The organism is Curtobacterium sp. MCLR17_051, from assembly GCF_003234395.1.
GTDB lineage: Bacteria > Actinomycetota > Actinomycetes > Actinomycetales > Microbacteriaceae > Curtobacterium > Curtobacterium flaccumfaciens.
On the sequence record NZ_QKTA01000005.1, the window covers coordinates 1 to 22,925 of the forward strand.

Below are 22,925 nucleotides of genomic sequence, written 5' to 3' on the forward strand. Positions count from 1 at the left end.
GTCATCCAGGCGAGCGGGCGAAATGCCACGGTGCTCTTGCCAGCCCACCCATACCTTTCGCCCGCTCGCCTGGATGACCCCGGGCTGCGACTTCCGCGCTCCCTGCGATCGCCTCCACCCCCGCGAGCGGGCGAAACACCTCCGTGCCGCCCGGCGGCAGGCACGGTGTTTCGCCCGCTCGCGGGGACAACCGTCCCTCCACAGTGGCGAGAGCGACCCAGCCGTCCACAGAGGAGGCCCGACTCCCGTCCTCGGGGTCGGCTCGCCGTCACGCTGTGGAGATGACCGCAAGACGCCGACTCCCGATGGCACTCCGCGACGCTTCGTTCCGGGTACGGGATGCGCTGCACCGAGGCGTTTCGCGTGGCCGACTCGACGCTCGAGATCTCGTCCGCCCGTTCCACGGCATCCGATCCGCGTTCCCACCGGAGTCCGTGGATGAACGCGCAAGGGCGCTCGCTCCTCGACTTCGCCCCGATCAGGTCTTCAGTCACGTCACTGCGGCAGCGATCATCGGCGTCCCGCTCCCCCGCCGTCTCGAACGCGATCAGCGGTTGCACGTCACGACGATCGGGACCGACCAAGCGCTCCGGGTTCGCGGCACGGTCGGCCACCGAGCTCGGTACGGATCGGTCCGCGCGACGATCGCACGAGGAGTGCCGCTGACCACTCCGGCCGACACGTTCGTCGCGCTGGGCTCGATGCTGACGCTCGACGAACTCATCGTCGCGGGCGACGCGCTCGTGGGGTGGCTCGGCTGGGCGACGCTCGACGAACTCGCCCAGGCCGTCCGACGACGACGCGGCATTCGCGGCATCGTGAAGCTCCGCCTCGCGCTCGATGAGATCCGGAGGGGATCTCGGTCTCCCGGAGAGACCCGGACGCGGCTGGCACTCGTCCGCTGCGGACTCCCGGAACCGGCGCTCAACCACGATGTCGTCGTCGACGGGCAGTGGATCGCATGTGTGGACCTCGCCTACCCCGATGCCAGGGTTGCGATCGAGTACGAGAGTGATCTGCACCGCACTGATCCAGCCACCTTCCGGAAGGACCTGACGCGCGGGGAGCACCTCAAGGACGTCGACTGGTGGCTCGTCAGAGCAACAGCAGAGGACGTCGCGCATGGTGTCGACCGTTTCGTGCACCGCATCCGTCGGCTGCTCGAGGTCGGCGCCAGAGGTGCTCACGACGCGCGGTTTGCGACACTTGGGTGAACAATGGTTGACGCTTCAACCAAAACGGTGCACACTGGCGTAGTATCAACTCGATGCAGGCGCATGGAACGCGTCGCACCGCAGACTCTCGTTCGGAAGAAGGACCACCATGACGCTCACCGCTGACACCGTTCCCGGCTACAAGACCGGCACCTGGAAGATCGACCCGACCCACTCCGAGGTCACGTTCTCGGTCCGCCACCTCGCCATCAGCAAGGTCAAGGGCAAGTTCGAGACGTTCGACGCCACCGTCGTCACCGCCGAGAACCCGCTCGAATCGACCGTCGAGGCCAACATCGACGTCGCGTCGATCAACACCGGCCAGGAGCAGCGCGACCAGCACCTCAAGACGAGCGACTTCTTCCTCACCGAGGAACACCCGCAGCTGACCTTCCGTTCGACGAGCATCGAGGCGAAGGGCGACGACCTGCACATCGCGGGCGACCTGACCCTGCGCGGCGTCACCAAGCCGGTCGTCCTCAAGGCCGAGCTGGGCGGCTTCACCACGGACGGCTACGGCCAGGTCAAGTTCGGTGCCGAGGCGACCACGAAGATCGACCGCACCGAGTTCGGTGTGAACTGGAACGCGGCGCTCGAGGCTGGTGGCTTCACGCTCGGCAACGACGTCACGATCAACCTCGACGTCCAGTTCGTCCTCCAGGCGGCCTGAGCCACCTCTGACTCAACGCCCGACTGAGGGCACCGAGCGGCACTCCCCGAACCCGAGAAGAACGCCCCGACTCCGCACGGAGTCGGGGCGTTCTTCGTTGTCGGCCCCGCTCCGCCGACCACGAGCGGGCGAAACACCCTGGCCCTTCGTCCTGTCGCGTCAGGCATTCCGCCCGCTCGACGATGCCGGGCGCCGAAGTCGACGCTGACGTCAATCCACGCGATCACGCCCACGCCGGCACCCGTGCGCACGCCCACGCCCACGCCCACGCCCACGCCCACGAGCGGGCGAACCACCGTGAAGATCCCCGTGGCAGGCCGGACATTTCGCCCGCTCGCGCAAGGACCCGGGCGGGAGGTGGGCGAGCGACCCCGGCGGAGATCGGGAGCGCGGCCGAACGGGCGGAATGCCCGGGACACGGCGGGGACGAAGTGCGGCATTTCGCCCGCTCGCGGAACGAGGCGCGAGCACGCCCGGGACAGGGAGCCAGCGTGCACGAGCGGACGAGCGCCCGAGCGGAGGAGCGCACCAGCGGGCACGAGCGCCCGGGCGCCGGACGGGCACCGGCCCCGCCCCCGCCCCCGCCCCCGCGTAACGTTGGCACGTGCGACGGCACCGAGGGGAATCCGCACGCCGGACCCCGAGTTGCACGAGAAGCACCAACCACGAGCATGCCCGCACGACGAACAGGAGCACCACCATGGCCACCGACTGGATCGCGATGCAGGCCCTCGCGGCAGCCGAGTTCGGCCGCCGCGTCGCCGCCGTCGCCGACTGGGACGCCCCCACCCCCGACTCCGAGTGGACCACCCGCGACCTCGTCGCCCACGTCGTGGACGAACAGCGCTGGATCCCGAAGCTCCTGACCGGGTGCGACTACGCCCAGGCCCAGGCCGACCTCGAGCCGATCGGCGACGACCTGGTGGCCGAGTGGCACCGGTTCGCCACGGCGGCCACCGACGCCTGGCGGAACGCACCGCAGGACACCCCCGTGCACCTCAGCACCGACGTCGTCCCCGCCGCGCAGTACCTCACCGAGCAGACGAGCGACATCACGATCCACACGTGGGACCTCGCCCGGGCGACCGGCACCGAGGAGTCCCTGCCCGACGAGCTCGTCCGCGCCGTGTGGGAGTACTTCGAGCCGCAGATCGAGGACCTCGCCGCCACCGGCCTGTACGCACCCCCGGTCGACGTCACCGAGGACTCCCCGCTCCAGGTCCGCCTGCTCGCGGTCACAGGCCGTGATGCCAGAGTGACGGCATGACCACCGACACGAAGCGCCTCGGCAACTCGGGGCTCGAGATCAGCAACGTCGTCCTCGGCATGATGTCGTACGGCGACCCGGACCGGGGCTCGCACGCCTGGAGCGTCGGCATCGACGACGCCCGCCCGTTCGTCCGCCGCGCGTTCGAGGCCGGCATCACGACCTTCGACACCGCGAACGTCTACTCGGACGGCAGCAGCGAGGAGATCACCGGCACGCTCCTCGCCGAGCTGGCTCCGCGCGAGGACGTCCAGGTCTTCACGAAGGTCTTCAACCGGATGCGTCCCGGCCGGAACGGCGCCGGGCTGTCCCGCGCCGCGATCATGCACGAGATCGACGCCTCCCTGACGCGCCTGGGCACGGACTACGTCGACCTGTACCAGATCCACCGCTTCGACCCGGTGACGCCGATCGAGGAGACCATGGAGGCCCTCCACGACGTCGTCAAGGCCGGCAAGGCGCGCTACATCGGCGCGAGCAGCATGTGGGCGTGGCAGTTCGCCGAGATGCAGCACACCGCGGAGCGCCACGGCTGGACGAAGTTCGTGAGCATGCAGGACCAGTACAACCTGCTCGAACGCGAGGAGGAGCGCGAGATGCTCCCCTTCTGCGAGCACACCGGCGTCGGCGTCATCCCGTGGAGCCCCCTCGCCCGCGGCCGCGTCACCCGCCCCTGGGACGCCTCCGGGTCCGGCTCGCGCGCGCAGACCGACGAGTTCGGCAAGACCCTCTACAAGCAGGACGAGGACGCCAACCGGGCGATCGTCGACGCGGTCGAGGCCGTCGCCACCGAGCGCGGCGTCCCGATGGCGCAGGTCGCCCTGGCCTGGGTCGCCGGCAAGCCCGCGGTCTCCGCGCCCATCGTCGGCGCGACGAAGGAGCACCACATCGACGACGCGGTGGCCGCAGCGTCGCTGACGCTCACCGACGACGAGGTCACGCGACTCGAGTCCGCGTACACGCCCCGGGTGCCGTCGGGTTTCTGACGCCCCCACGAGCGGACGGGAGGCACGGTGCCAGCTGGCACCGTGCCTCCCGTCCGTCACGTGGTCGCGGTGACCGCCGTGGTCAGGCGACCGCGCTGCCGTCGGCGCGCTGCAGGCGCGCGATGCGCCGCCGCGCGGCCCGTTCGGAACCGGTCTGGTCGTCGAGCACCGCACCGATCCCGTCGAGCACGAGCTTCGTGGTGCGGACCACCGGCAGCTCCACCGGGCCGACGATCGGCGCACGGAGGCCGAGGAGCGACCGGTGCCGCGGGTCGAGCGTGGACACGGCGCCCTGGAACACCGCGCGGTAGCCGGGTCGCAGCAGGCGGGACAGCGGCGGGTCCTTGATGAACCGGACGACGTCGCGGGTGCGCGAGTCGACCAGGAGTTCGCCGCGGTCGAGGTATCCGTTCATCTGGGCACGGAGCTCCGCCTCGGACTCGGGCGGGTCGACGATGCGCATGAGCCGCCCGGCCTCGGCCCACTCGCGCACGTAAGCGTCGGCGCCGCCGGGGATCGGGCCTCCCCAGCGCTGGGCGGCGCGGAGGAACGCATCCGTGAAGGCGAGGTGCACCCACCGCGCCAGGTCCGGGTCGTTCGCCGCGTAGGGGCGGGCGGTGCCGTGCGCGTCGACGTACTGCCCGCGGACCCGCTCGTGCAGCCGGAGCACCCAGTCGCTGCCGCTGCGGGCGGTCTGCCGGTCGCCGTACGTGACCGTCGCGATCCACCGGCTGGTGCCCGCCAGGCGGCCGAACGGGTCCTCGCGGTACCGGGAGTGGTCGGCGACGCCGGCGAGCGCGCCGGGGTGCAGCGCCTGGACGAGCAGTGCCCGCACGCCGGCGACGATGCCGTGGCTGCCGCCGTGCACCGCCCACGTGGCGGAGCCCGGACCGAAGAAGCCCGCGTCGGTGCCGTGTTCCAGGTCGTCCATCCAGGCTTCCGTGCCGGTCGAACCACCCGTGAACGTCTGGTTGAGGCGGGACCGGAAGACGTCGGAGACAGTGGACATGTCGTCATGTTCCGTCCGTCACCTGGGCACGGGGGTGGCATCGCGCAAAGTGGCCCTCCCAGCGTGCACGGGGGTGGCCCACTAGGTTGGGTCGGGTGAGCATCGACACGCCTCGTCCCTGGCTTGCCTCGTACGCCCCGGGGGTCCCGCACGACATCGAGGAACAGAGTGGTTCCCTGTACGACCTGGTCGAGCAGTCGGCCCGGAAGTTCCCCAGGCAGGTCGCCCTCGAGTTCTTCAAGCGCACCACGAGCTACGCCGACCTCGAGGAGCAGATCCTCCGCGCGGCGAACGGCCTGCGGAAGCTCGGCGTGGGCGCGGGTGACCGCGTCGCCATCGTCCTGCCGAACTGCCCGCAGCACATCATCGCGTTCTACGCGGTGCTGCGGCTCGGCGCGATCGTGGTCGAGCACAACCCGCTGTACACGCCGCGGGAGCTCCGCCACCAGTTCGAGGACCACGGCGCCAAGGTCGCCATCGCGTGGGACAAGTCCGTCGCGACGCTGCAGGACTTCCCGGCCGACGTGCACCTCGACGCGATCGTCTCGGTCGACATCACCCGCGCCATGCCCCGGAGCACCCGGCTCGCCCTGTCGCTGCCGGTCGCGAAGGCCCGCGAGTCCCGGGCGAAGCTGACGGCGAAGGTGCGCGGCACGGTCAAGTGGGACGACCTCGCCGACACCCGCAAGCTGTCGAAGCGGCACCCGCGGCCGGCCACCGACGACGTCGCGCTGATCCAGTACACGTCCGGCACCACCGGGACGCCCAAGGGCGCGGTGCTGAGCCACCGCAACCTGCTAGCGAACGCCGCGCAGGCCCGGGCGTGGGTGCCGCAGATCCGCCGCGGCGACAACGTCGTGTACGCGGTGCTGCCGATGTTCCACGCCTACGGCCTGACGCTCTGCCTGACCTTCGCGATGAGCATGGCCTCGCGGCTCGTGCTCTTCCCCGCGTTCGACCCCGCCCTCGTCCTGACGGCGATCAAGCGCCACCCGCCGACGTTCCTGCCGGCCGTGCCGCCGATCTACGCCCGGCTGCAGCACGCGGCCGACTCGGCGAAGGTGTCGCTCAAGGGCATCGAGATCGGCATCTCCGGCGCCATGCCGCTGTCGCAGGACATCGTCGAACCGTGGGAGGCCCGGACCGACGGCTACCTGGTCGAGGGCTACGGCCTGTCCGAGTGCTCCCCGGTCCTGATGGCCAACCCGGTCTCCCCCGAGCGTCGACTCGGGTCGATCGGCCTGCCGCTGTCCTCCACCGAGGCGCGCGTGGTCGACCCCGACGACGACACGAAGGTGCTCGGCATCGACGAGCCCGGCGAGCTGCAGGTCCGTGGCCCGCAGGTGTTCCGCGGCTACTGGGGCAAGGCCGAGGCCACCGACGAGGTCTTCACGCCCGACGGCTGGTTCCGCACCGGCGACATCGTGGCCATCGACGCCGACGGGTACGTCCGGATCGTCGACCGCCTCAAGGAACTCATCATCACCGGCGGCTTCAACGTGTCACCGTCCGAGGTCGAGGACACCCTGCTCAAGCACCCCAGCGTCAAGGAGGTCGCGGTCGTCGGCATCACGCAGGGCGGCAACGAGCAGGTCGTCGCCGCGGTCGTGCCGAAGGACCCCTCGACGTTCGACGCGGCCGCGCTCCGGGCCTGGTCACGCGAGCACCTGGCGGCGTACAAGGTGCCGCGCCGGGTCGTCGTGGTCGAGGACCTGCCGCGCTCGATGATCGGCAAGGTGCTGCGGCGGAAGGTGCGGGACCAGATCCTGGACGGCTGACGCGCGGGCGCCGGGCGCCGCCGCTGATCAGCGGGCGCGCCGCGCGGGCAGCGCCAGCACGGACAGCCCGGCGACCACCAGCACGATGCCGGCCCATCCGCCGACGCCCAGGCGCTCCCCCACCACGAGCACCGCGAGCACCGCGGCCACGACGGGCTCGAGCAGCGACAGCAGCGTCGCGACCGACGCCGTCACCGTCCGGAGGCCGAGCGCGTACAGCGAGTGACCGATCACCGTCGGCACCAGCGCCAGGTAGAGGAACACCGGCCAGTTGCCGGCGTCGGTCAAGAACGGCCCGCCCGCCACCACGGCGAGCACGACGAGCGGCACCGCGGCCACCCCGAACACCGCGCCGACGAGCCCGCGTTCGTTCGGCCCGCGGGCAGCCCGTGCGGCCGCGACCCCGACGTCCCCGCCGACCGGCATGGTGTCGGACTCCGCGCGACCGACGGCGATCGGCATCCGGCTCGTCGCGGCGTGCATCCCCCGCGCCACCGCCCACGAGTACAGCGCGTACGTCAGACCGGCGACCAGGGCGCTGCCGACGCCGACCGCGAGTGACCGCCCGCCGCCGTCGTGCTCGGAGCGCGCGAGGGTGACGACGACCATGCCGACCACGCTCACCAGGGTGGCGACGACCCACCGGCGGGTGACGCGCCTCCGGTCGGCGACCCACTCGACCAGGCCGGCGAAGACGGGCGACGAGCCGATCGCCAGGGTCGTGCCGAGCGCGACCCCGGCGTCGGCGAGGGCCGCGTAGAACGCGACCGCGTAGACCACGAGCGACGCGGCGCCGAGCAGTGCCCAGCCGCGGGTCCGGCGCTGGGCGACGGCTCGCAGCGTGCCCCGACCAGCGGTCGCGGCGAGCACGAGGCCGCCGAGCCCGAAGGTGACCGCGCCGAACACGAACGCCGGCACACCGGGCGCGAAGTGCGTCGCGGTCCCGGTGGTGCCCCAGACCGCAGCCGCGACGGCGATCGCCGCCAGGCCGCCGACGGGCCTGGAGGCACGCCGCGCGCCCGGTCCGTGGCTCACGAGACGTGGACGCTCGGCCGTCGGTTCACTTCGGGTTCCGCTTCGCGCAGGACCTCGCGCGTGACGGGGGCGACGTCGCCGGCGCCGGTGAACACGAAGCGCAGGGCGTTCCGGATGGGGCTGCCCTCGTTCCACTCGAAGTAGATGCTCGGCACCACCCCGGCGAGGTCGCGGATGGCGAGGAGCGTCGACGCGATGGTGTTCGGGACGTTGCCGGAACGGACCTTGAGCACGCGGAACCCGTGGATGACGTGGCCTTCGACCACCAGGTCCTCTTCGAAGTCGGACGAGTCGGCGGGCAGGACCTCGAGGAACATCGTCGGCACGCGGGCCGGGATGCCTGAGTCGCGGCGTTCCTCGCGCCCCTTGGCCCGATATGCCTCGGCCGTGCCGGCGCCGGGTTCGTTCGCGATGATGCAGACGGAGCTGAACTGGTCGGCGTCGGCCTCGACGAACTGGCGGGCGGTCGCGTCGAGCTCGATCGACGATGCCCGGAGCTCGAACGAACGCCGCACACGCGAGATGAGCGACACCACGACGATCGCGATGATGAAGATCGCCGCGATCCGCACGCCGTCGGGCCGCTCGATCACGTTGGCGACGGTGGTGTAGACGAACACGACCGAGATCACGCCGAACGCGATGGTGCGCTTGCGCTGCTGCTTGCGGCGCGCGGACAGCGTCACCGCGACCGCGGCGCTCGTGATGAGCACGAGCACGCCGGTGGCGTAGGCGCCACCCTGAGCGTCGACGTCGGCCTGGAAGATGATCGTGATGACGAACGCGATGAGCGTGAAGATGATCACGAGGGGACGCACCGCACGAGCCCACTGCGGTGCCATGCCGTAGCGCGGCAGGAACCGCGGCACCAGGTTGAGGAGCCCCGCCATCGCGCTCGCGCCGGCGAACCAGAGGATGGCGACGGTCGAGAAGTCGTAGATCGACCCGAACACGCCGCCCATGTACTCGTGCGCCAGGTACGCCAGGGCGCGCCCGTTCGCACCGCCGCCGGGCTGGAACTCGCGCTGCGGGATGAGGAACGTCGTCACGATCGACGACGTGATGAGGAACGAGCTCATGATGAGCGCCGCGACGGTCAGCAGGCGCTTGGTACCACGGATCCGGCCCTCGGGTCGGTCGCTGGTGTCGTCGGTGGCGTCGCCGCGGACCTGTGGCATCACCGCGACACCGGTCTCGAACCCGGAGAGGCCGAGCGCGAGCTTCGGGAACACGATCAGGGCGATGCCGACCATCACGAGCGGGTTGCTGTGCTGTGCCGTCAGCCCGGACCACCAGTCGCTCGCCACCATCGGGTTCTCGAACACGTGCCAGAGGGCGACGATGATGACGACGGCGTTCAGGGCGAGGAACACCGCGACGAGGCCGACCGCGATGCCGATGGCCTCCTTGAACCCGCGCAGGAACACGATGCCGAGCAGGAGCAGCAGCGCCAGGGTGAGCGGCACCGGGATCTCGGTGAACCAGTGCGGCGTGTACGGGTTCTCGGCGATGTGCGCCGTGGCGTCGGCCGCCGACAGGGTCATCGTGATCATGAAGTCCGTCACGGCGAACCCGAGCAGCACCAGCACGAGCAGCTTGCCCGCCCACCACGGCAGGAGCTTCTCGAGCATCATGATCGACCCGGCGCCGCGGAAGCTGTCGTGCGCGATCCGGCGGTAGACCGGCAGCGCCCCGAACAGCGTGACGAGCACGAGGACGATCGTCGCGATCGGCGACAGCAGCCCCGCGGCGAGCGCGGCGATGGCGGGCTGGTACCCGAGGGTGGAGAAGTAGTCGACACCGGTCAGGCACATGACCCGCCACCACGGGTGGGTCTTCTCGACCTCGACCTGGTGCGGGCCCTGGTGGGAGGCTCCCTGGTCGGCCCCGTGCAGCATCCACCGGCGCAGGCGGGTGCTGCGGTCGAGGGGCTGCTCGGTGGCGTCGCGCTGGGCGGCCCGCTCGGCGTCTGTCGCGGTCACGTGGATGATGCTAAGCCGTCCGGGTGACCCCCGTGCACACCCGGACGGTCCTGTGGACGGGGTGCTCCCACTACCGCCGTGTGCGGGACAGTGTCGCCACGATCCCGGCCACGACCAGCAGCACACCGGCGGCGATGCAGGCGGCGAGCAGCAGGGTCGTGGTGTCCACTGAGAACATCGGCAGCGCACTCACGGCCATCGCCCCGGCGAACACGAGCATCAGGACACCCCACAGGATCGTGCCGAAGCGCGCGCCACGGCGGGCGGGCCGTTGGACGGGCCCGTCGGGAGCCGCCGGTGGAGCCATCGGGGCAGTCGTCTCGTCGTTGGTCGTTCCGTCGTTCGTCATCGTCCCGTTCCTCGCTCGCCGACCGTGATCGCCCGCGGCACGTCGACGCCGCCGCCGAGGATCCACAGGTGCACCGTCGTCGTCTCGTCCGCATCGGCCGTGCGTGCCGCACGGTTCTCGAGCGTGGTGGTCCGGAGCACCCCACCGGTGCCGTCGTCGTCGCCCCCGCCGGTGTCGACCCCGTAGCCGACACCGCTCACCTCGACCCGCACCGGCAGGTCGGTCGGCAGCAGCACCTCGGCCCCGCCGGCGCCCAGCCAGAGGTTCACGTCGCCCCCGACCGCCGACGGCTCGAGCCCGCGGAGGTCCAGCGTCGGACCGCCGGCCAGCATCGCGAAGTTCCGTTCAGTCCCCGGGGCGGCCCGTTCGACCTGCCACGTGGTGCCACCGATCAGCGAGACCTGGGTGCCGGCGGGCAGGACCCCGGTGACCACCAGGGCCACCGCGGCGACCGTCGAGAACAGTCCGAGCACGTCGTCGTCGCGGCCGCGGATCCCGGCGACGATCGTCGCGATCGCCAGCACCGCGAGCGCCGCGGCGATCCCGAGCACCGGGACGGACCACCCGGCCTGCTGCGCCCAGAACGCGACCCCGGCTCCGGCGACGAGTGCGAGTCCGAGGGACACGGCGACGTACGCCGCCCCGGGTCGCCGCTCCACCCGCTCGGCCCGCCGTTCGGCCGCCCGCTCCCGTTCCGCGCGCATCCGCTCCTCCTGCTGCCGTCGCCGGTCCTCGGGGCTCGCGGGCGCACCCCACTGCCAGGAGGCCCGTCCCGCGTCCGCCGCGCCGGTCGCCTCCGCGGTCCACGCGTTCCGGGCCGGGTGCGGCTCCTCGGGGCTGGTCCAGAAGTCGCCCCGCGGTGCAGCGGTCGGTCCGGTGCCGGTGCCGGTGCCGGTGCTCGCGGTCCGCTCACCGTCCACCCCGCGTCGGGCCAGGACCACGATGAGCCAGACGATCCCGCCGACGAGCACGATGCTCCACGCGGTGGCCAGGGTCGCCTCGAGCCAGCCGGGCATCCCCCAGGCGTCCGGGACCCCCTGCCACCAGAGGCCGCGGGCGGCGGGCACGAAGGTGAGCGCCACGAAGGCGCCGATCGCGATGAGCGCCGGGTCCAGGACCCCGCGGATCATCCGCTCGACGTGGATGCGTCCGGCGGTGTCGGGCAGCAGCGCCCAGCCGACGGCGTAGGCGAGGAAGACCGGCCCGCCCAGCAGCGCGACGACGATCGTCACGCCGCGGACCACGAGCGGGTCGAGCCCGGTGCGGCGGGCGACGGCACCGCACACGCCGGCGAGCCAGCGGTCGTCGGTGCGCGCGATGCCGAGGCCGCGGACCCAGTCGAAGAACCGGGTCGTCGAGTCGGCGCTGCCGGCGGCGGTGCCGGGAGCGGAGTCGTGCTGGTGATCGGTCATGGCCACCAGCATCCCGGCAGTGCTGCGCCGACACCATCGGGGTTCCCCCTGACCGGTCCCTGATCTCGGCCCCGGACCCTGCTGCGACCGCCGTCCGGGTGCCAGGATTGCCCCATGGCCACCGCGACGATGACGCGCCCGACCCCCAGGGTCGTCGGCGGGGTCTGCAGCGGGTTCGCGGCGCACACCGGGTTGCCGGTCGGGGCCGTCCGGCTCGCCACCGCGGTCCTGGTGGTCTGCGGTGGCGCCGGGCTGCTGCTCTACGCCTGGCTCTGGGCGACCGTGCCGAGCGCCGCCGCCGGGGCAACCGCCGGACGTGCACCGCTCAAGTCCGTGCTGACCCCGGCCGCCGTCGTCGACCAGGACGAGACCACCGCGTCCGCCCGGCGTGCCCCGGTCGTCGAGATCCTGCTCGGCGTGGCTCTGCTCGCCGCCGCCGGCGCGGTGGTCGCAGCGCGGATGGGGGTGGCCGTCCCCCTCGAGGTCATCGTCCCCGGCGTCGTGGTCGTCACCGGTGCCGCACTCGCCTGGCGGCAGTTCGACGCGCTCCGCAACGTCCGCACGGCCGGGTCATCCGCCCTCGTCGTCCGGGCGCTCGGGGCCCTGGTGCTCGTCGTGCTCGGCATCCTGCTGTTCTTCACGACGAGCAGCCGCCCGAACGTCTGGACCGTGCTCACCGCGGCGGTGGCCGTCCTGGTCGGGGTCGCCGTCGTGGTCGCCCCGTGGGTGGTCCGACTCGTCCGCGACCTCGCCGAGGAACGCGCCGCCCGCGTCCGCGACCTCGAGCGCGCCGAGTTCGCGGCACACCTGCACGACTCGGTGCTGCAGACCCTCGCCCTCATCCAGCAGAAGGCCGAGCCGGGTTCGGACGCCGCTCGGCTGGCACGGGCGCAGGAGCGCGAGCTGCGGTCCTGGCTCTTCACCGAGCGGGCGGAACCGGCGCGCGACCTCGGCACGCAGCTGCGGGACGCCGCCGTGGACATCGAGGCCGAGTACCCCGCCCGCATCGAGGTCATCGCGGTCGGACCCGCCCGCAGCGACCTGCCGGACGGGCTCGTCGCCGCCGCCCGCGAGGCGATGCTCAACGCCGCCCGCCACGCCGGTGGGACCGTGAGCGTGTACGCGGAGACCGCCGGTGACCGGGTCGAACTCAGCATCCGCGACCGCGGCCCGGGCTTCGACGTCGACTCCGTGCCCGCGGGCCGGTACGGCGTCCGCGAGTCGATCATCGGCCGGATGCAGCGCCTCGGCGGCCACGCGACCATCGCGCCGGGGCCGGGGCACACCGGCACCGAGGTCCGGCTGACCCTGCCGCTCGCACCCGCGGCCCAGGACGAGGAGCACGCATGACCGAGCCCGCCCCGTTGACCGTCGCGATCGTCGACGACCACTCCATCTTCCGAGCCGGCGTGCGCGCCGGACTGCCACCGGGCCTCCAGGTCGTGGGTGAGGCGGCGACCGTCGACGAAGCCGTGACGCTCGTCGCGGCCACCCGCCCACGCGTCGTCCTGCTCGACGTGCACCTGCCGGGCGGCGCCGGCGGCGGCGGTGCCGAGGTCATCACGCGCTCTGCGCCGGAGAACCCGGACACCCGGTTCCTCGCGTTGAGCGTGTCGGACGCCGCCGACGACGTGGTGCGGGTCATCCGAGCCGGCGCCCGCGGGTACATCACGAAGAGCTCGTCGAGTGCCGAGGTCGCCGAGGCCGTGACCCGTGTGGCGGACGGGGACGCGGTGTTCTCGCCGCGCCTGGCGGGCTTCGTGCTCGACGCGTTCGGAGCGGTCAGCGGCGAGACGGCGCAGCACGACGCCGAGCTGGACCGCCTGTCCGCGCGCGAGCAGGAGGTCATGCGGCTCATCGCGCGGGGGTACGCCTACAAGGAGGTCGCGACGGAGCTGTTCATCTCGGTGAAGACCGTCGAGACACACGTGTCGAAGGTCCTGCGGAAGCTCCAGCTGTCGAACCGGCACGAGCTGACGGCGTGGGCGCTGCAGCGCAAGCTGCTCTGAGCGCCCACGCCGGCGTCACTTCGCGCTGATCCTGGTGTACTTGTTGACCGCCCACGGCACGAAGACCACGAGCATCACAGCGATCCCGATCAGCACGGTCAGCACGGGGTGCTGCATCGTCCAGATGTCCGGCACCGGCGCGGACCCGACGTTGCCGAAGAGCTCTCGCGCGGCCTGCACGAGCGACGACACCGGGTTCCACTCCGCGAACACGCGCAGCACCAGCGGCAGGGTGTCGCTCGGCACGAACGCGTTCGAGATGAACGTCAGCGGGAACAGGATCATGAACGAGGCGTTGTTGATGACCTCGGGCGTCTTGACGCTCATGCCGAGCAGCGCCATGACCCAGCTGAACGCGTAGCTGAACAGCAGCAGCAGGGCGATGCCGGCCAGGAACTCGAGCGGCGACGAGTTCACCCGCCACCCGACCGCGAGCCCGGTGAGCATCATGATCGCCATCGAGATCGAGTTCAGGACGAGGTCGGAGTTGGTGCGCCCCACCAGCACGGCGGACGCCGACATCGGCAGTGTCCGGAACCGGTCGATCAGCCCCTCCTTCAGGTCCTGCGCCATCGCCGACCCGGAGAACGTCGCGCCGAACACCACGGTCTGCGCGAAGATCCCCGCCATCAGGAACTGCGTGTAGTCGGTCCCCTGCACCTGGATGGCACCGCCGTAGACCTGGCTGAACAGCAGCACGAACATGATCGGCTGCAGCACGGCGAACACGAGCATGTCCGGCGACCGCTTGAGCTTGATGAGGTTCCGCTTGGTGACGGTCCAGCCGTCCTCGACCCAGACGGCGAGCGGCGAGGTGACGACGACGGGCAGCTGGCGGCCCGGCGCGAGGGACGTGGTGGTCATCGTGCCGTCTCCTTCTGCTTGGTGGCCGCGGGTGCGCCGGCGTCGTCGTCCGTCGCGGCGTGTCCGGTCAGGCGGAGGAAGACGTCGTCGAGGGTCGGGCGCCGCATGCCGGCGTCGTGGAGTTCGATGCCGGCCTCGCCCAGGTCGGCGAGCACGCGCTGCAGGGCGGCCGGACCGGCCTCCACCGCGATGGCACGGGTTCGGCCGTCGCCCGAGGTCTCGACCTCGCCGACCCCGTAGCGTCGCAGCACCGTCGTCGCCGCGTCGCCGTCGGCCTCGTCGACCAGGGTCACGACCACGCGGTGCCCGCCGACCTGCGCCTTGAGCTGGTCCGCGGTGCCCTCGGCGATGACGGCCCCGTCGTCGATGACCGCGATGTCGTCGGCGAGCCGGTCGGCTTCTTCCAGGTACTGGGTGGTGAGGAGCACCGTTGCCCCCTCGGCCACGAGGTCCTCGATGATGCCCCAGAGCGCCAGCCGGCTGCGGGGGTCGAGGCCCGTCGTCGGCTCGTCGAGGAACAGCACGCGCGGGTTCATCACCAGCGCCCCGGCGAGGTCGATGCGTCGCCGCATGCCGCCGGAGAAGCCCTTCACCGGACGGTCGCCCGCCTCGGACAGGTCGAAGACGTCGATGAGCTCCCGGGCACGATCGCGCGCTGTCCTGCGGCCCAGGTGGTAGAGCCGCCCGATCATCTCGAGGTTCTCGAACCCGGTCAGGTTCTCGTCCACCGCCGCGTACTGCCCGGACACCCCGATGGACCGCCGGGTGGCCTGCGGGTCGGCGATCACGTCGATGCCGTCGATCGTCGCGGTGCCCGAGTCGGGCGTGATGAGGGTGGTCAGCACCTTCACCACCGTGGTCTTGCCCGCGCCGTTCGGCCCGAGCAGCGCCTTCACGGTGCCCTGCGGCACCGACAGGTCGAGTCCGGCCAGCGCGTGCACCGGCCCGGACTTCGACTTGTAGGTCTTGGTCAGCCCGGAGGCTTCGATGATGGCCATGTCGCTCCTTCGTCGGACACGGTGGGTACCCGGGGGTCCGGTGGAGCGACGGACGTCACTCAGACGTCGAAGTCACCACCACCGAAGTCGCTGAAGCCACCGCCGAAGTCGGATCCGCTGTCGCCCCAGCCCGCATTGTCGAAGCCGCCGCCGTCGGATGCGCCGCCGTCGGACGCCCCGGCATCGCCGGATTCAGCACCAGTGTCCTCCGAACCACCGTCACCCGCAGCGTCGGTACCGCCATCGAACGAACCGGGGTCCGGCAGGAACGCGCTCATGATCGCCGAACCGATGACGTAGCCGGCCACGGTCCCGAGGATCGAGGCACCGATCATGCTGCCGAACGACGGACCGCCGCGCTGGCCGCCGAAGCGTCCGCCGCCACCGCCGACGCCACCGAGCGAGCGCTCCATGAAGCCCGGCTGGCGGATCTCGGAGCGGGTCGCCGACTGGGCGAGCGAGCGCGGGTCGTCGCCACGGGGTGCCTCACCGGGAGGCGCGGTCCGGGTGAACTCGTCGTAGACCATGCGGCGCTGCTCGTCGGTCAGCTTGGCGAAGGCCTCGGCGTGGACCTCTTCGATGCGCTCCGGCGGTGCCGTGCGGAGCAGGTAGCGGTAGCGCTCCACCGCACGCTCGTCGTCGGTCGTCGCACCCTGCTGCTGCGTCGGTGCACCGCCCCACTGCGGGACGCCGTACTGGTCGCCTGCGCCCTGCGGTGCGGACGGTGCCGGCTGCTGGTAGGACTGCTGGCCGTACCGGTAGCCCTGCTGCTGCGGCGGCTGCCCCCACTGGTTCTGCTGTGCGTCAGCGGATCGGTCACGCTCCGGACGTCCGAGCAGGCGGTCGAGGAATCCCATGGTCGATGCTCCTTCGGGTGCACGGTGGGCCCGGTCGGACCCGTCGTGGACTGCAACACTACGAACCCCCGGCGTCGACTGACTGAGCGCCCGCTCAGAGTCGGCCGGGAGGCGCGTGCCGGGCTGGCACCGCGCCTCCAGCCCGCACCGTGCGCACCTGCACACCCCGTGCGCGGTTCGCAGCCCCGTGCGCGGTTGCAGCACCGCACCCAGCAGCCAACCCCGCACCGCATCGCCGACCCCGCACCGTGCCCACCGCCCACCGGCCGGGAGGCGCGTGCCGGGCTGGCACCGCGCCTCCAGTCCGCACCGTGCGCACCTGCACACCCCGTGCGAAGTTCCGAGACCCGTGCGCGCTTGCAGCACCGCACCCGGCAGCCAACCCCGCACCGCATCGCCGACCCCGCACGTGCGCCGCGTGGCTCACCCCGCGGCGAGCGCCGCCGTCCACACCGCGTGCAGTTCGTCCGCGGCCCCCGGGTGCGCCACGAGGAACGGCTCCCCCGCGGGTGGGAAGCCCTCGACGGGGCCGGACCGCGTCAGCACGACGCCCCCGGCCTCGTGCACGAGCAGCACCGCGGCGCCGTGGTCGACCGGGTTGAACGCCGAGACGCAGCCGCCGATCCCCCGCCCGGCCGCGACCTGGGCGATCGTCAACGTGCCCGATCCCTGCACCCGGAGCGTGCACGACCGGTCGGCCAGGGCCTCGAGGAACGCCCCGAACCCCGGCCACGGGCGGTGTCCGTCGAGCTCGGTGCCGACGACGGCACCGGCGAGCGGCCGGGGTGTGTCGTCGAGTCGGAGCTGGCGGTCGCGCAGGGTGGCGCCGCGGCCGCGTCGGGCCTCGAGCACCTCACCGCGCCAGGGGTCAGCGACGACGCCGACGAGCGGACGGCCGCCACGGGTCAGGCAGAGCGACATCGAGGTCCACGGCACGCCGTTCGCCAGGTTGGTGGTGCCGTCGACGGGGTCGAGGAACCAGCGGTGCCGGTCGCCGGGGGCCTCGCCGTACTCCTCGCCGGTGAACCCGTGCGTCGGGAACACCATCCGCACGCGGGAGCGGACGTGCTGCTCCACCAGGCGGTCGACGTCGGTGACCAGGTCGGCGGGGTTCGCCTTGGTGTGGACCTCGCTGACCGGGTGTTCGCGCGTGTAGGCGATGACCTCGTGGGCGATGCGGTGGGCCAGGGCCTGGGCACGCGAGGCGACCTCGGTCTCGGTGGGCTCGCGGTCGCGCTCGGGCCAGCCGTCGCGCTCGGCCGCCGACAGGGCTGCTCCGATGGACCCGACGTCGTTCGTGGTGATCGAGTCGACACCGAGCCGGGCAGCCCAGATGGCGGGCTCGACGTCGTCGATGGTCCAGACGGCGACGCGCAGACCCAGGGCGTGCGCGACCTCGACGGTGCGCGGGGTGAGGAACGCGACGTCGAGGTTGAGCGTCGACGGCTCGAGCGCCTCGAGGTCCGCCGACACGGGCGGGTCGAGCGACTCCCACGCCAGCCAGACGTCGGCGTCGGGCAGCACGGAGCGGACGGCCGCCATCGCGGCCGGTGCTCCGCACCAGGCCACCGCGGTGGAGCCGGTGAAGCCCGCGACGGTGCGGGCCGCGACCAGGGCGTCCTCGGCGTCGGTCAGGTCGACGAGCAGGGTCGACCGGCAGCCGTCGAGGCGTTCGAGCGCGCCGTCGAGCCGCGGGATCCGGTCGAGGCCGTTGCCGAGGCGGGCGACGTCGCACCAGTCGACGTCGGACACCCGGCGGGCGTCGCCCCACATCCGGCCGAGGGTCTCGTCGTGCAGCAGGACGGCGACGCCGTCGGCGGTGCGGCGGACGTCGACCTCGATGACCTCGGCGCCGAGCGCCTCGGCGACCGCGATGGCGGGCAGGGTGTTCTCACGCCGGACGCGCGGCGCACCGCGGTGGGCGACGAGGCGTGGCGGACGCACGCCGGGCCTCCCGTCCGGACTGGTGGCGACCACACGGTCGACCGCAGCCGCAGCGGAGACCGTCGACGTCGGGACCCCGGCGCTCATCGGGCGACCTCGAGCAGCACGCCGTCGCGGTGGACGAGCACCTCGCCCAGGCGCACCCCGGTCTCGGTGCCGACCGCCGGCGGCGGCCCGGTGACGTAGGCACGGAGCTCCGCGCCGTCGGTGCTGAGCACGACCTCGGCGAAGTGCCCCCGCATGAGCACCCGCGCGACCGTCGCGCGGATCGGCGAGTCCTCGGTGAGCACGACCTGCTCGGGGCGGATCACCACCGTGTCGGCCGCCGTCGGGCTGACCGAGGTGCCGGCGAGGAACCGGCCGGTGACGACGCTCGTCGACCCGATGAACGACGCGACGAAGCTCGTGGCGGGGCGGGCGTAGAGCTCGGTCGGGGTCGCGATCTGCTCGATGCGGCCGTCGTGCATGACGGCGATCCGGTCCGAGATGCTGAGCGCTTCGTCCTGGTCGTGCGTGACGATCACGGTCGTGATGCCGAGGCGCTGCTGGATGCGGCGGATCTCGTCGCGGACGCTCACGCGGAGCTTCGCGTCGAGGTTCGACAGCGGCTCGTCGAGGAGCAGGACGTCCGGCTCCTGCACGATGGCGCGGGCCAGGGCCACGCGCTGCTGCTCGCCGCCCGAGATCGCGGTCGGCTTCGAGCCGGCGTGGTGGCTGAGGCCGACGAGCTCGAGCGCGTCGCGCACCCGCTCGGCGACCCGCGCCTTCGGCACCCGTCGGGTCCGCAGCGGGAACGCGACGTTCTGCGTCACCGTCATGTGCGGCCAGAGCGCGTAGTTCTGGAACACCATCGCGCTCGGCCGGCGCTCCGGACCGAGCGACGTGACGTCGCGGTCCCCCATGGTCACGACGCCGCCGTCGGCGGGCAGGAACCCCGCCACCATCCGGAGCGTCGTGGTCTTGCCGCAGCCGGACGGCCCGAGGAGCGAGACGAGCTCGCCCTTCGCGACGTCGAGGTCGATGCCGGCGACGACGTCGCGCCCGCCGAGCGTCTTGCGCAGTCCGCGGATGGTGAGGCCGCCGGATCGGGTCCGGTCCGTCGTGCTGCCGTCGGCCTGGAGGCCCGGTGCGCGTTCCGCGACGATCGTTGCGTCCGTCATCTGGTCGCCTTTCGTGCTGGTGTGGGTCATCGGTGTCGGTCCGGGTGTCTGTCCGGGTGTCGGCCCGGTCGGTTGCGGCCGGGTCATCGGATCTGGAAGCCGTCCGCCAGTCGGCCGCCCATGATGTGCTTCCGGGCGAGCAGCAGCAGGACCACGGACGGGATGCTCAGCGCGATCGCGAACACCGCCGAGACCTGGCGGGGGGAGTTCAGGACGAGCGAGTACATCGCCGTCGGCATCGTCATGTACGTCGGGGCGCCGACCAGGTACGTGCCCTGCGCCTCGTCGAAGGACGCCAGGAACGACATCACCATCGCGACGAGGATCCCGGGCCAGGCAATCGGGAACGTCACCTTCCAGAAGGTGCGCCAGCGGCTGGCCCCGGCGTCGCGGGCGGCTTCCTCGAGGGACCGCGGCACGGCCGAGAAGGCAGCGGCGGGCAGCCACGTCATGAAGACGACGCAGCCCAGGACGTGGACGATCAGGATGCCGGTGACCGTGTTCATGAGGTTCAGCGCGGTGAACATCGCCGACATCGTGACGAAGAGGCCCATCTTCGGGAACGCGTTCGTGGCGAACAGCCCGACGAGCACGAGCCGCCGCCCCGGGAACTCGATGCGGCTGATCGCCCACGCGGCGGGCAGGCAGACCACCGCGGCGATGAGGACCGTGAGCGGGGCGAGGACGAGCGAGTTCTGCACGGCGACGGCCAGACTGCGGTCCTCGAACACGGTGCCCCACCACTGCAGGGTCCAGCCGTCGGGCAGCAGGTTCGGGTAGGTCCACGTCGTCGCGAAGGCCCGGGCGGCCAGCCAGACGAGCGGCCCGAGGATGAACACGGCCAGCACGATCGCGGTCGCCCAGACGAGGGCGTTGGCTGTCAGACGCTTGATCACTGCTGCTCCTGACGCTTCTTGTCGAGTTCGCCCGCGTTCGAGCGGACCGTCGAGCGGAGGTAGAAGACGCTCGCGGCCGCGGCGAACGCGAACACGATGAACGCCATCGCCGTCGACTGCTGCGGACGGTTGTAGGCCTGGAAGTACTTCGAGATGTCGACGCCGAGCATCGTCGGCGCGTTCGGACCGGTGAAGTACGGCACGGTGAACGAACCGAGCACCCCGATCACGGTGAACGTCGTCGCGATGACGAGCGGGGTCGCGGCCATCGGCAGGAGCACCTGCCAGACGACACGCCAGGTGCTCGCACCGGCGTCCTTCGCGGCCTCGACCAGGGCGTCCGGTGTGCCCTGCAGCGCCCCGGCGATCATGAGCACCGCGAACGGCAGGCTGGTCCAGACGCTGCCGAACACCACGGCGACGAGGGTGTAGCCCCACACCGGGACGTCGAGGCCGAACTGCGCACCGAGGCTCCGGAGGAACCCCTGCGCGTCGGTGAAGGTCAGGATCGACCAGCTCGCGATGACCACCGGCACGAAGATCGGCACCACGGCCAGGACGCTGAGGGTCTTGCCGAGGAAGCCGCCGCGGAGCCGCAGGATCACCGCGACGACGACGGCGAGCCCCACCGTCAGGCCGGTCGACAGTGCCGTCACCCCGAGGGTCGCGACCAGGTCACGCAGGAACGTGGCGTTGCCGAGCAGGGTCGCGTAGACCGCGAACGAGAAGCCGCGCACGGTGTCGCCGCCGATGTCGGCGAGCGCCTGGTTCAGGCCGCCGGTGAACCCGAGGCTGAACAGGGCGGCGTTCACCACCGGGACGCCGACGAACAGGACGACGACCAGCACCGGGGCTGCGACGAGGGCGAGGCCCTGCCAGCGCCGGCGGCGGGCCAGCCGCTCCTGCGCCGTGCGCCCGCTGGCGGGGTTCGCCGGGCCCTGAGCGTGGGGTGGGACGGGCGGGAGGCCCGTGGCGGAGTCGCCACGGGCCTCCCGGCCGGTTGCCGGGCCGTCCTGGACGGTCTGGGTCACTGCGGGACCTTCGCGTCCCACGCCGCGTTCATGTCGGCGGCGAAGTCGCTCTGGAACCCGAGGCGGAGCTGCGAGGGGTTCGCGTCGGCGAACTGCTCGGCCACCGACGCCGGCAGGCTGTCGAGCGGGATCACCGGGTAGCCGGAGACGGCGCTCGCGACGAGCTGCTGCCCCTTCGCGCTGAGCACGAAGTCGGCGAGCTTCTCGGCTGCCGCCTTCTTGGCCTTCGGCTCGGTCTTGGGGATGCCGAGGAAGCTCGCGCTGCCGGTGAACGACGGGTCCTCGATCTGCACGGCCTTGGTGGTCTTCGGGATGATGCCGGTCTTCTGCGAGGTGATGAACTGGTCGCTCCAGACCGGGGCCATCGCGATCTGGCCACTGCCGAGCAGCTGCACGACCTGGTCGTTGCCGTTCGGGTAGACGCCCTTCTGGTACGTCGACGGGCCGAGGTCCTTCAGGGCCGCGAAGCCCTTGTCCCACTTGGACTCGAGCGACTTGTCGTACTTCGTCTGCATCGTCTCCTGCTCGGCGGGCGTCAGGTACTTCGCGAGCACCGTGGCCACGAACGAACCACCCGAACCGCCGGACGACGGAGAGTTGTAGGCGAACTCGCCCGGGTTGGCCTTGATCCAGGCGAGCAGGTCGTCGAGGGTCTTCGGCGGGTCCGTGACCTTCTTCGCGTCGTACGCCAGGAGCACGCTCGAGGCGCGGTACGGGATGGCGCTGACGCCGCCCTGCTGCTTCGTGGCGTCCGGGACGTCCTTCAGGTTCGGGATCGAGCTGTCGCTGACCGGTGCCATCAACCCGGCCTTGCCGGCGGTGGTGACGAAGCCGGCGTCGACGAGGTCGTACGCGACGGACTTGCCGGCCTTGACCGCGGTGGCGAGGTTCGCCTGGGTCTGGGCGTCGTGCTCGCCGTGCAGGTCGATGCTCGTGCTGACGTGGATCTTCGGGTTGGCCTTCTCGAAGGCGGGGATGAGCGACTTGTCCCAGAGGTCCTGGACGTTGGTGTCGCCGCTGATGAACACGGTGAGGTCGGTGGTGCCGTCGGTGTCGGAGGCGTTCGAGGCGTTGGCGCTCTGGACGCAGCCGGAGAGTGCGACGGTCGCGGCTGCCGCGATGGCGAGGCCGGCGAGGACTCGGGTCTTCACGTGGGTTCTCCCTGTTCCGTGGTGCGTGGGGTGTGCGGGGTGGGGGCGTGCGGGCGTGCGGGCGTGCGGGCGTGCGAAGGTTGTGCGGGCGGGCCGTGTGGGAACGTTCCCGCGCCGGGCTCGAGTGTGGCGCTGCCGGGTGAACTCCGGGTGCCTCCGGCGTCGCCGCCGGGTGAACTCCGGGTGCGGTGCTCGCTCTGGTGCGAGGGCGGCGGGCGGCGGGCGCGGTGCTGCGCGTCGGATGCGGTGACGGCGCACGGTGCGAGTTCCGCTGACCCGTGCGAGGTTGACCGCTTCGTGCCCAGCTACAACC

At 71.9% G+C, this 22,925-nt stretch carries 20 protein-coding genes; 7 read left to right on the forward strand and 13 right to left on the reverse strand.

Annotated features, from left to right (window positions below):
• Positions 1-701: 701 nt before the first annotated feature.
• The 4 genes from DEJ06_RS06185 (at position 702) to DEJ06_RS06200 (ending at position 4,137) form a co-directional block, all read left to right on the forward strand.
• Entirely contained in the window at positions 702-1,214 is a 513-nt protein-coding gene (locus DEJ06_RS06185) for a hypothetical protein (protein ID WP_146245805.1), read from the forward strand.
• 109 nt (positions 1,215-1,323) lie between these two features.
• On the forward strand, positions 1,324-1,884 hold the full coding sequence (locus DEJ06_RS06190) for a YceI family protein (protein ID WP_027464630.1): 561 nt from the start codon (positions 1,324-1,326) through the stop codon (positions 1,882-1,884).
• 700 nt (positions 1,885-2,584) lie between these two features.
• Positions 2,585-3,151 (forward strand): TIGR03086 family metal-binding protein, encoded by a 567-nt coding sequence (locus tag DEJ06_RS06195; RefSeq protein WP_110864494.1) that lies wholly within the window; start codon positions 2,585-2,587, stop codon positions 3,149-3,151.
• A complete protein-coding gene (locus DEJ06_RS06200; protein WP_111038767.1) occupies positions 3,148-4,137 on the forward strand; it encodes an aldo/keto reductase in 990 nt (329 codons plus the stop codon). Before DEJ06_RS06195 ends, DEJ06_RS06200 begins: the two co-directional genes overlap by 4 nt.
• An 82-nt stretch (positions 4,138-4,219) precedes the next feature.
• Here DEJ06_RS06200 and DEJ06_RS06205 read toward each other — a convergent pair whose 3' ends face one another.
• Positions 4,220-5,146, reverse strand: a complete 927-nt coding sequence (locus DEJ06_RS06205) for an oxygenase MpaB family protein (RefSeq protein ID WP_071405489.1) — start codon at positions 5,144-5,146, stop codon at positions 4,220-4,222.
• 95 nt (positions 5,147-5,241) lie between these two features.
• Here DEJ06_RS06205 and DEJ06_RS06210 point away from each other — a divergent pair, with 95 nt between their 5' ends.
• The gene (locus DEJ06_RS06210) at positions 5,242-6,924 is read left to right on the forward strand and encodes a long-chain-fatty-acid--CoA ligase (protein WP_111038768.1); all 1,683 of its coding nucleotides are present in this window, start codon (positions 5,242-5,244) and stop codon (positions 6,922-6,924) included.
• A gap of 27 nt (positions 6,925-6,951) precedes the next feature.
• Here the strand turns inward: DEJ06_RS06210 and DEJ06_RS06215 are convergent, their stop codons facing one another.
• The 4 genes from DEJ06_RS06215 to DEJ06_RS06230 all read right to left on the reverse strand — a co-directional run bounded on the left by DEJ06_RS06215 (position 6,952) and on the right by DEJ06_RS06230 (position 11,702).
• On the reverse strand, positions 6,952-7,959 hold the full coding sequence (locus DEJ06_RS06215; RefSeq protein WP_111038769.1) for a DMT family transporter: 1,008 nt from the start codon (positions 7,957-7,959) through the stop codon (positions 6,952-6,954).
• Positions 7,956-9,857: an amino acid transporter gene (locus DEJ06_RS06220; RefSeq protein WP_217500037.1), complete on the reverse strand. Its 1,902-nt coding sequence runs from the start codon at positions 9,855-9,857 to the stop codon at positions 7,956-7,958. Before DEJ06_RS06220 ends, DEJ06_RS06215 begins: the two co-directional genes overlap by 4 nt.
• A 154-nt stretch (positions 9,858-10,011) precedes the next feature.
• The gene (locus DEJ06_RS06225; RefSeq protein ID WP_111038770.1) at positions 10,012-10,290 is read right to left on the reverse strand and encodes a hypothetical protein; all 279 of its coding nucleotides are present in this window, start codon (positions 10,288-10,290) and stop codon (positions 10,012-10,014) included.
• On the reverse strand, positions 10,287-11,702 hold the full coding sequence (locus DEJ06_RS06230) for a PspC domain-containing protein (RefSeq protein ID WP_181437340.1): 1,416 nt from the start codon (positions 11,700-11,702) through the stop codon (positions 10,287-10,289). Before DEJ06_RS06230 ends, DEJ06_RS06225 begins: the two co-directional genes overlap by 4 nt.
• Before the next feature lie 114 nt (positions 11,703-11,816).
• Here DEJ06_RS06230 and DEJ06_RS06235 point away from each other — a divergent pair, with 114 nt between their 5' ends.
• Both DEJ06_RS06235 and DEJ06_RS06240 read left to right on the forward strand, forming a co-directional pair.
• Entirely contained in the window at positions 11,817-13,052 is a 1,236-nt protein-coding gene (locus tag DEJ06_RS06235; protein ID WP_111038772.1) for an ATP-binding protein, read from the forward strand.
• Positions 13,049-13,711 (forward strand): response regulator transcription factor, encoded by a 663-nt coding sequence (locus DEJ06_RS06240; protein WP_110864486.1) that lies wholly within the window; start codon positions 13,049-13,051, stop codon positions 13,709-13,711. Before DEJ06_RS06235 ends, DEJ06_RS06240 begins: the two co-directional genes overlap by 4 nt.
• A 15-nt stretch (positions 13,712-13,726) precedes the next feature.
• Here the strand turns inward: DEJ06_RS06240 and DEJ06_RS06245 are convergent, their stop codons facing one another.
• The 8 genes from DEJ06_RS06245 to DEJ06_RS06280 form a co-directional block, all read right to left on the reverse strand.
• Positions 13,727-14,575 carry an ABC transporter permease gene (locus tag DEJ06_RS06245; protein ID WP_051596514.1) on the reverse strand — a complete coding sequence of 283 codons (849 nt, stop codon included), beginning with the start codon at positions 14,573-14,575 and terminating at the stop codon, positions 13,727-13,729.
• Positions 14,572-15,573, reverse strand: a complete 1,002-nt coding sequence (locus DEJ06_RS06250) for an ATP-binding cassette domain-containing protein (protein WP_111022661.1) — start codon at positions 15,571-15,573, stop codon at positions 14,572-14,574. Before DEJ06_RS06250 ends, DEJ06_RS06245 begins: the two co-directional genes overlap by 4 nt.
• A 59-nt stretch (positions 15,574-15,632) precedes the next feature.
• Positions 15,633-16,430 carry a hypothetical protein gene (locus tag DEJ06_RS06255; protein WP_071405482.1) on the reverse strand — a complete coding sequence of 266 codons (798 nt, stop codon included), beginning with the start codon at positions 16,428-16,430 and terminating at the stop codon, positions 15,633-15,635.
• A 423-nt stretch (positions 16,431-16,853) separates the two neighbouring features.
• Positions 16,854-18,461 carry an inositol monophosphatase family protein gene (locus DEJ06_RS06260; RefSeq protein WP_111038773.1) on the reverse strand — a complete coding sequence of 536 codons (1,608 nt, stop codon included), beginning with the start codon at positions 18,459-18,461 and terminating at the stop codon, positions 16,854-16,856.
• Complete coding sequence (locus DEJ06_RS06265; protein ID WP_258372453.1) at positions 18,458-19,534, reverse strand: ABC transporter ATP-binding protein; 1,077 nt, start codon at positions 19,532-19,534, stop codon at positions 18,458-18,460. Before DEJ06_RS06265 ends, DEJ06_RS06260 begins: the two co-directional genes overlap by 4 nt.
• 83 nt (positions 19,535-19,617) lie before the next feature.
• Positions 19,618-20,430 carry an ABC transporter permease gene (locus tag DEJ06_RS06270; RefSeq protein ID WP_111038775.1) on the reverse strand — a complete coding sequence of 271 codons (813 nt, stop codon included), beginning with the start codon at positions 20,428-20,430 and terminating at the stop codon, positions 19,618-19,620.
• Positions 20,427-21,461, reverse strand: a complete 1,035-nt coding sequence (locus DEJ06_RS06275; RefSeq protein WP_111038776.1) for an ABC transporter permease — start codon at positions 21,459-21,461, stop codon at positions 20,427-20,429. Before DEJ06_RS06275 ends, DEJ06_RS06270 begins: the two co-directional genes overlap by 4 nt.
• The gene (locus tag DEJ06_RS06280; protein WP_111038777.1) at positions 21,458-22,612 is read right to left on the reverse strand and encodes an extracellular solute-binding protein; all 1,155 of its coding nucleotides are present in this window, start codon (positions 22,610-22,612) and stop codon (positions 21,458-21,460) included. Before DEJ06_RS06280 ends, DEJ06_RS06275 begins: the two co-directional genes overlap by 4 nt.
• Between the last annotated feature and the right edge of the window lie 313 nt (positions 22,613-22,925).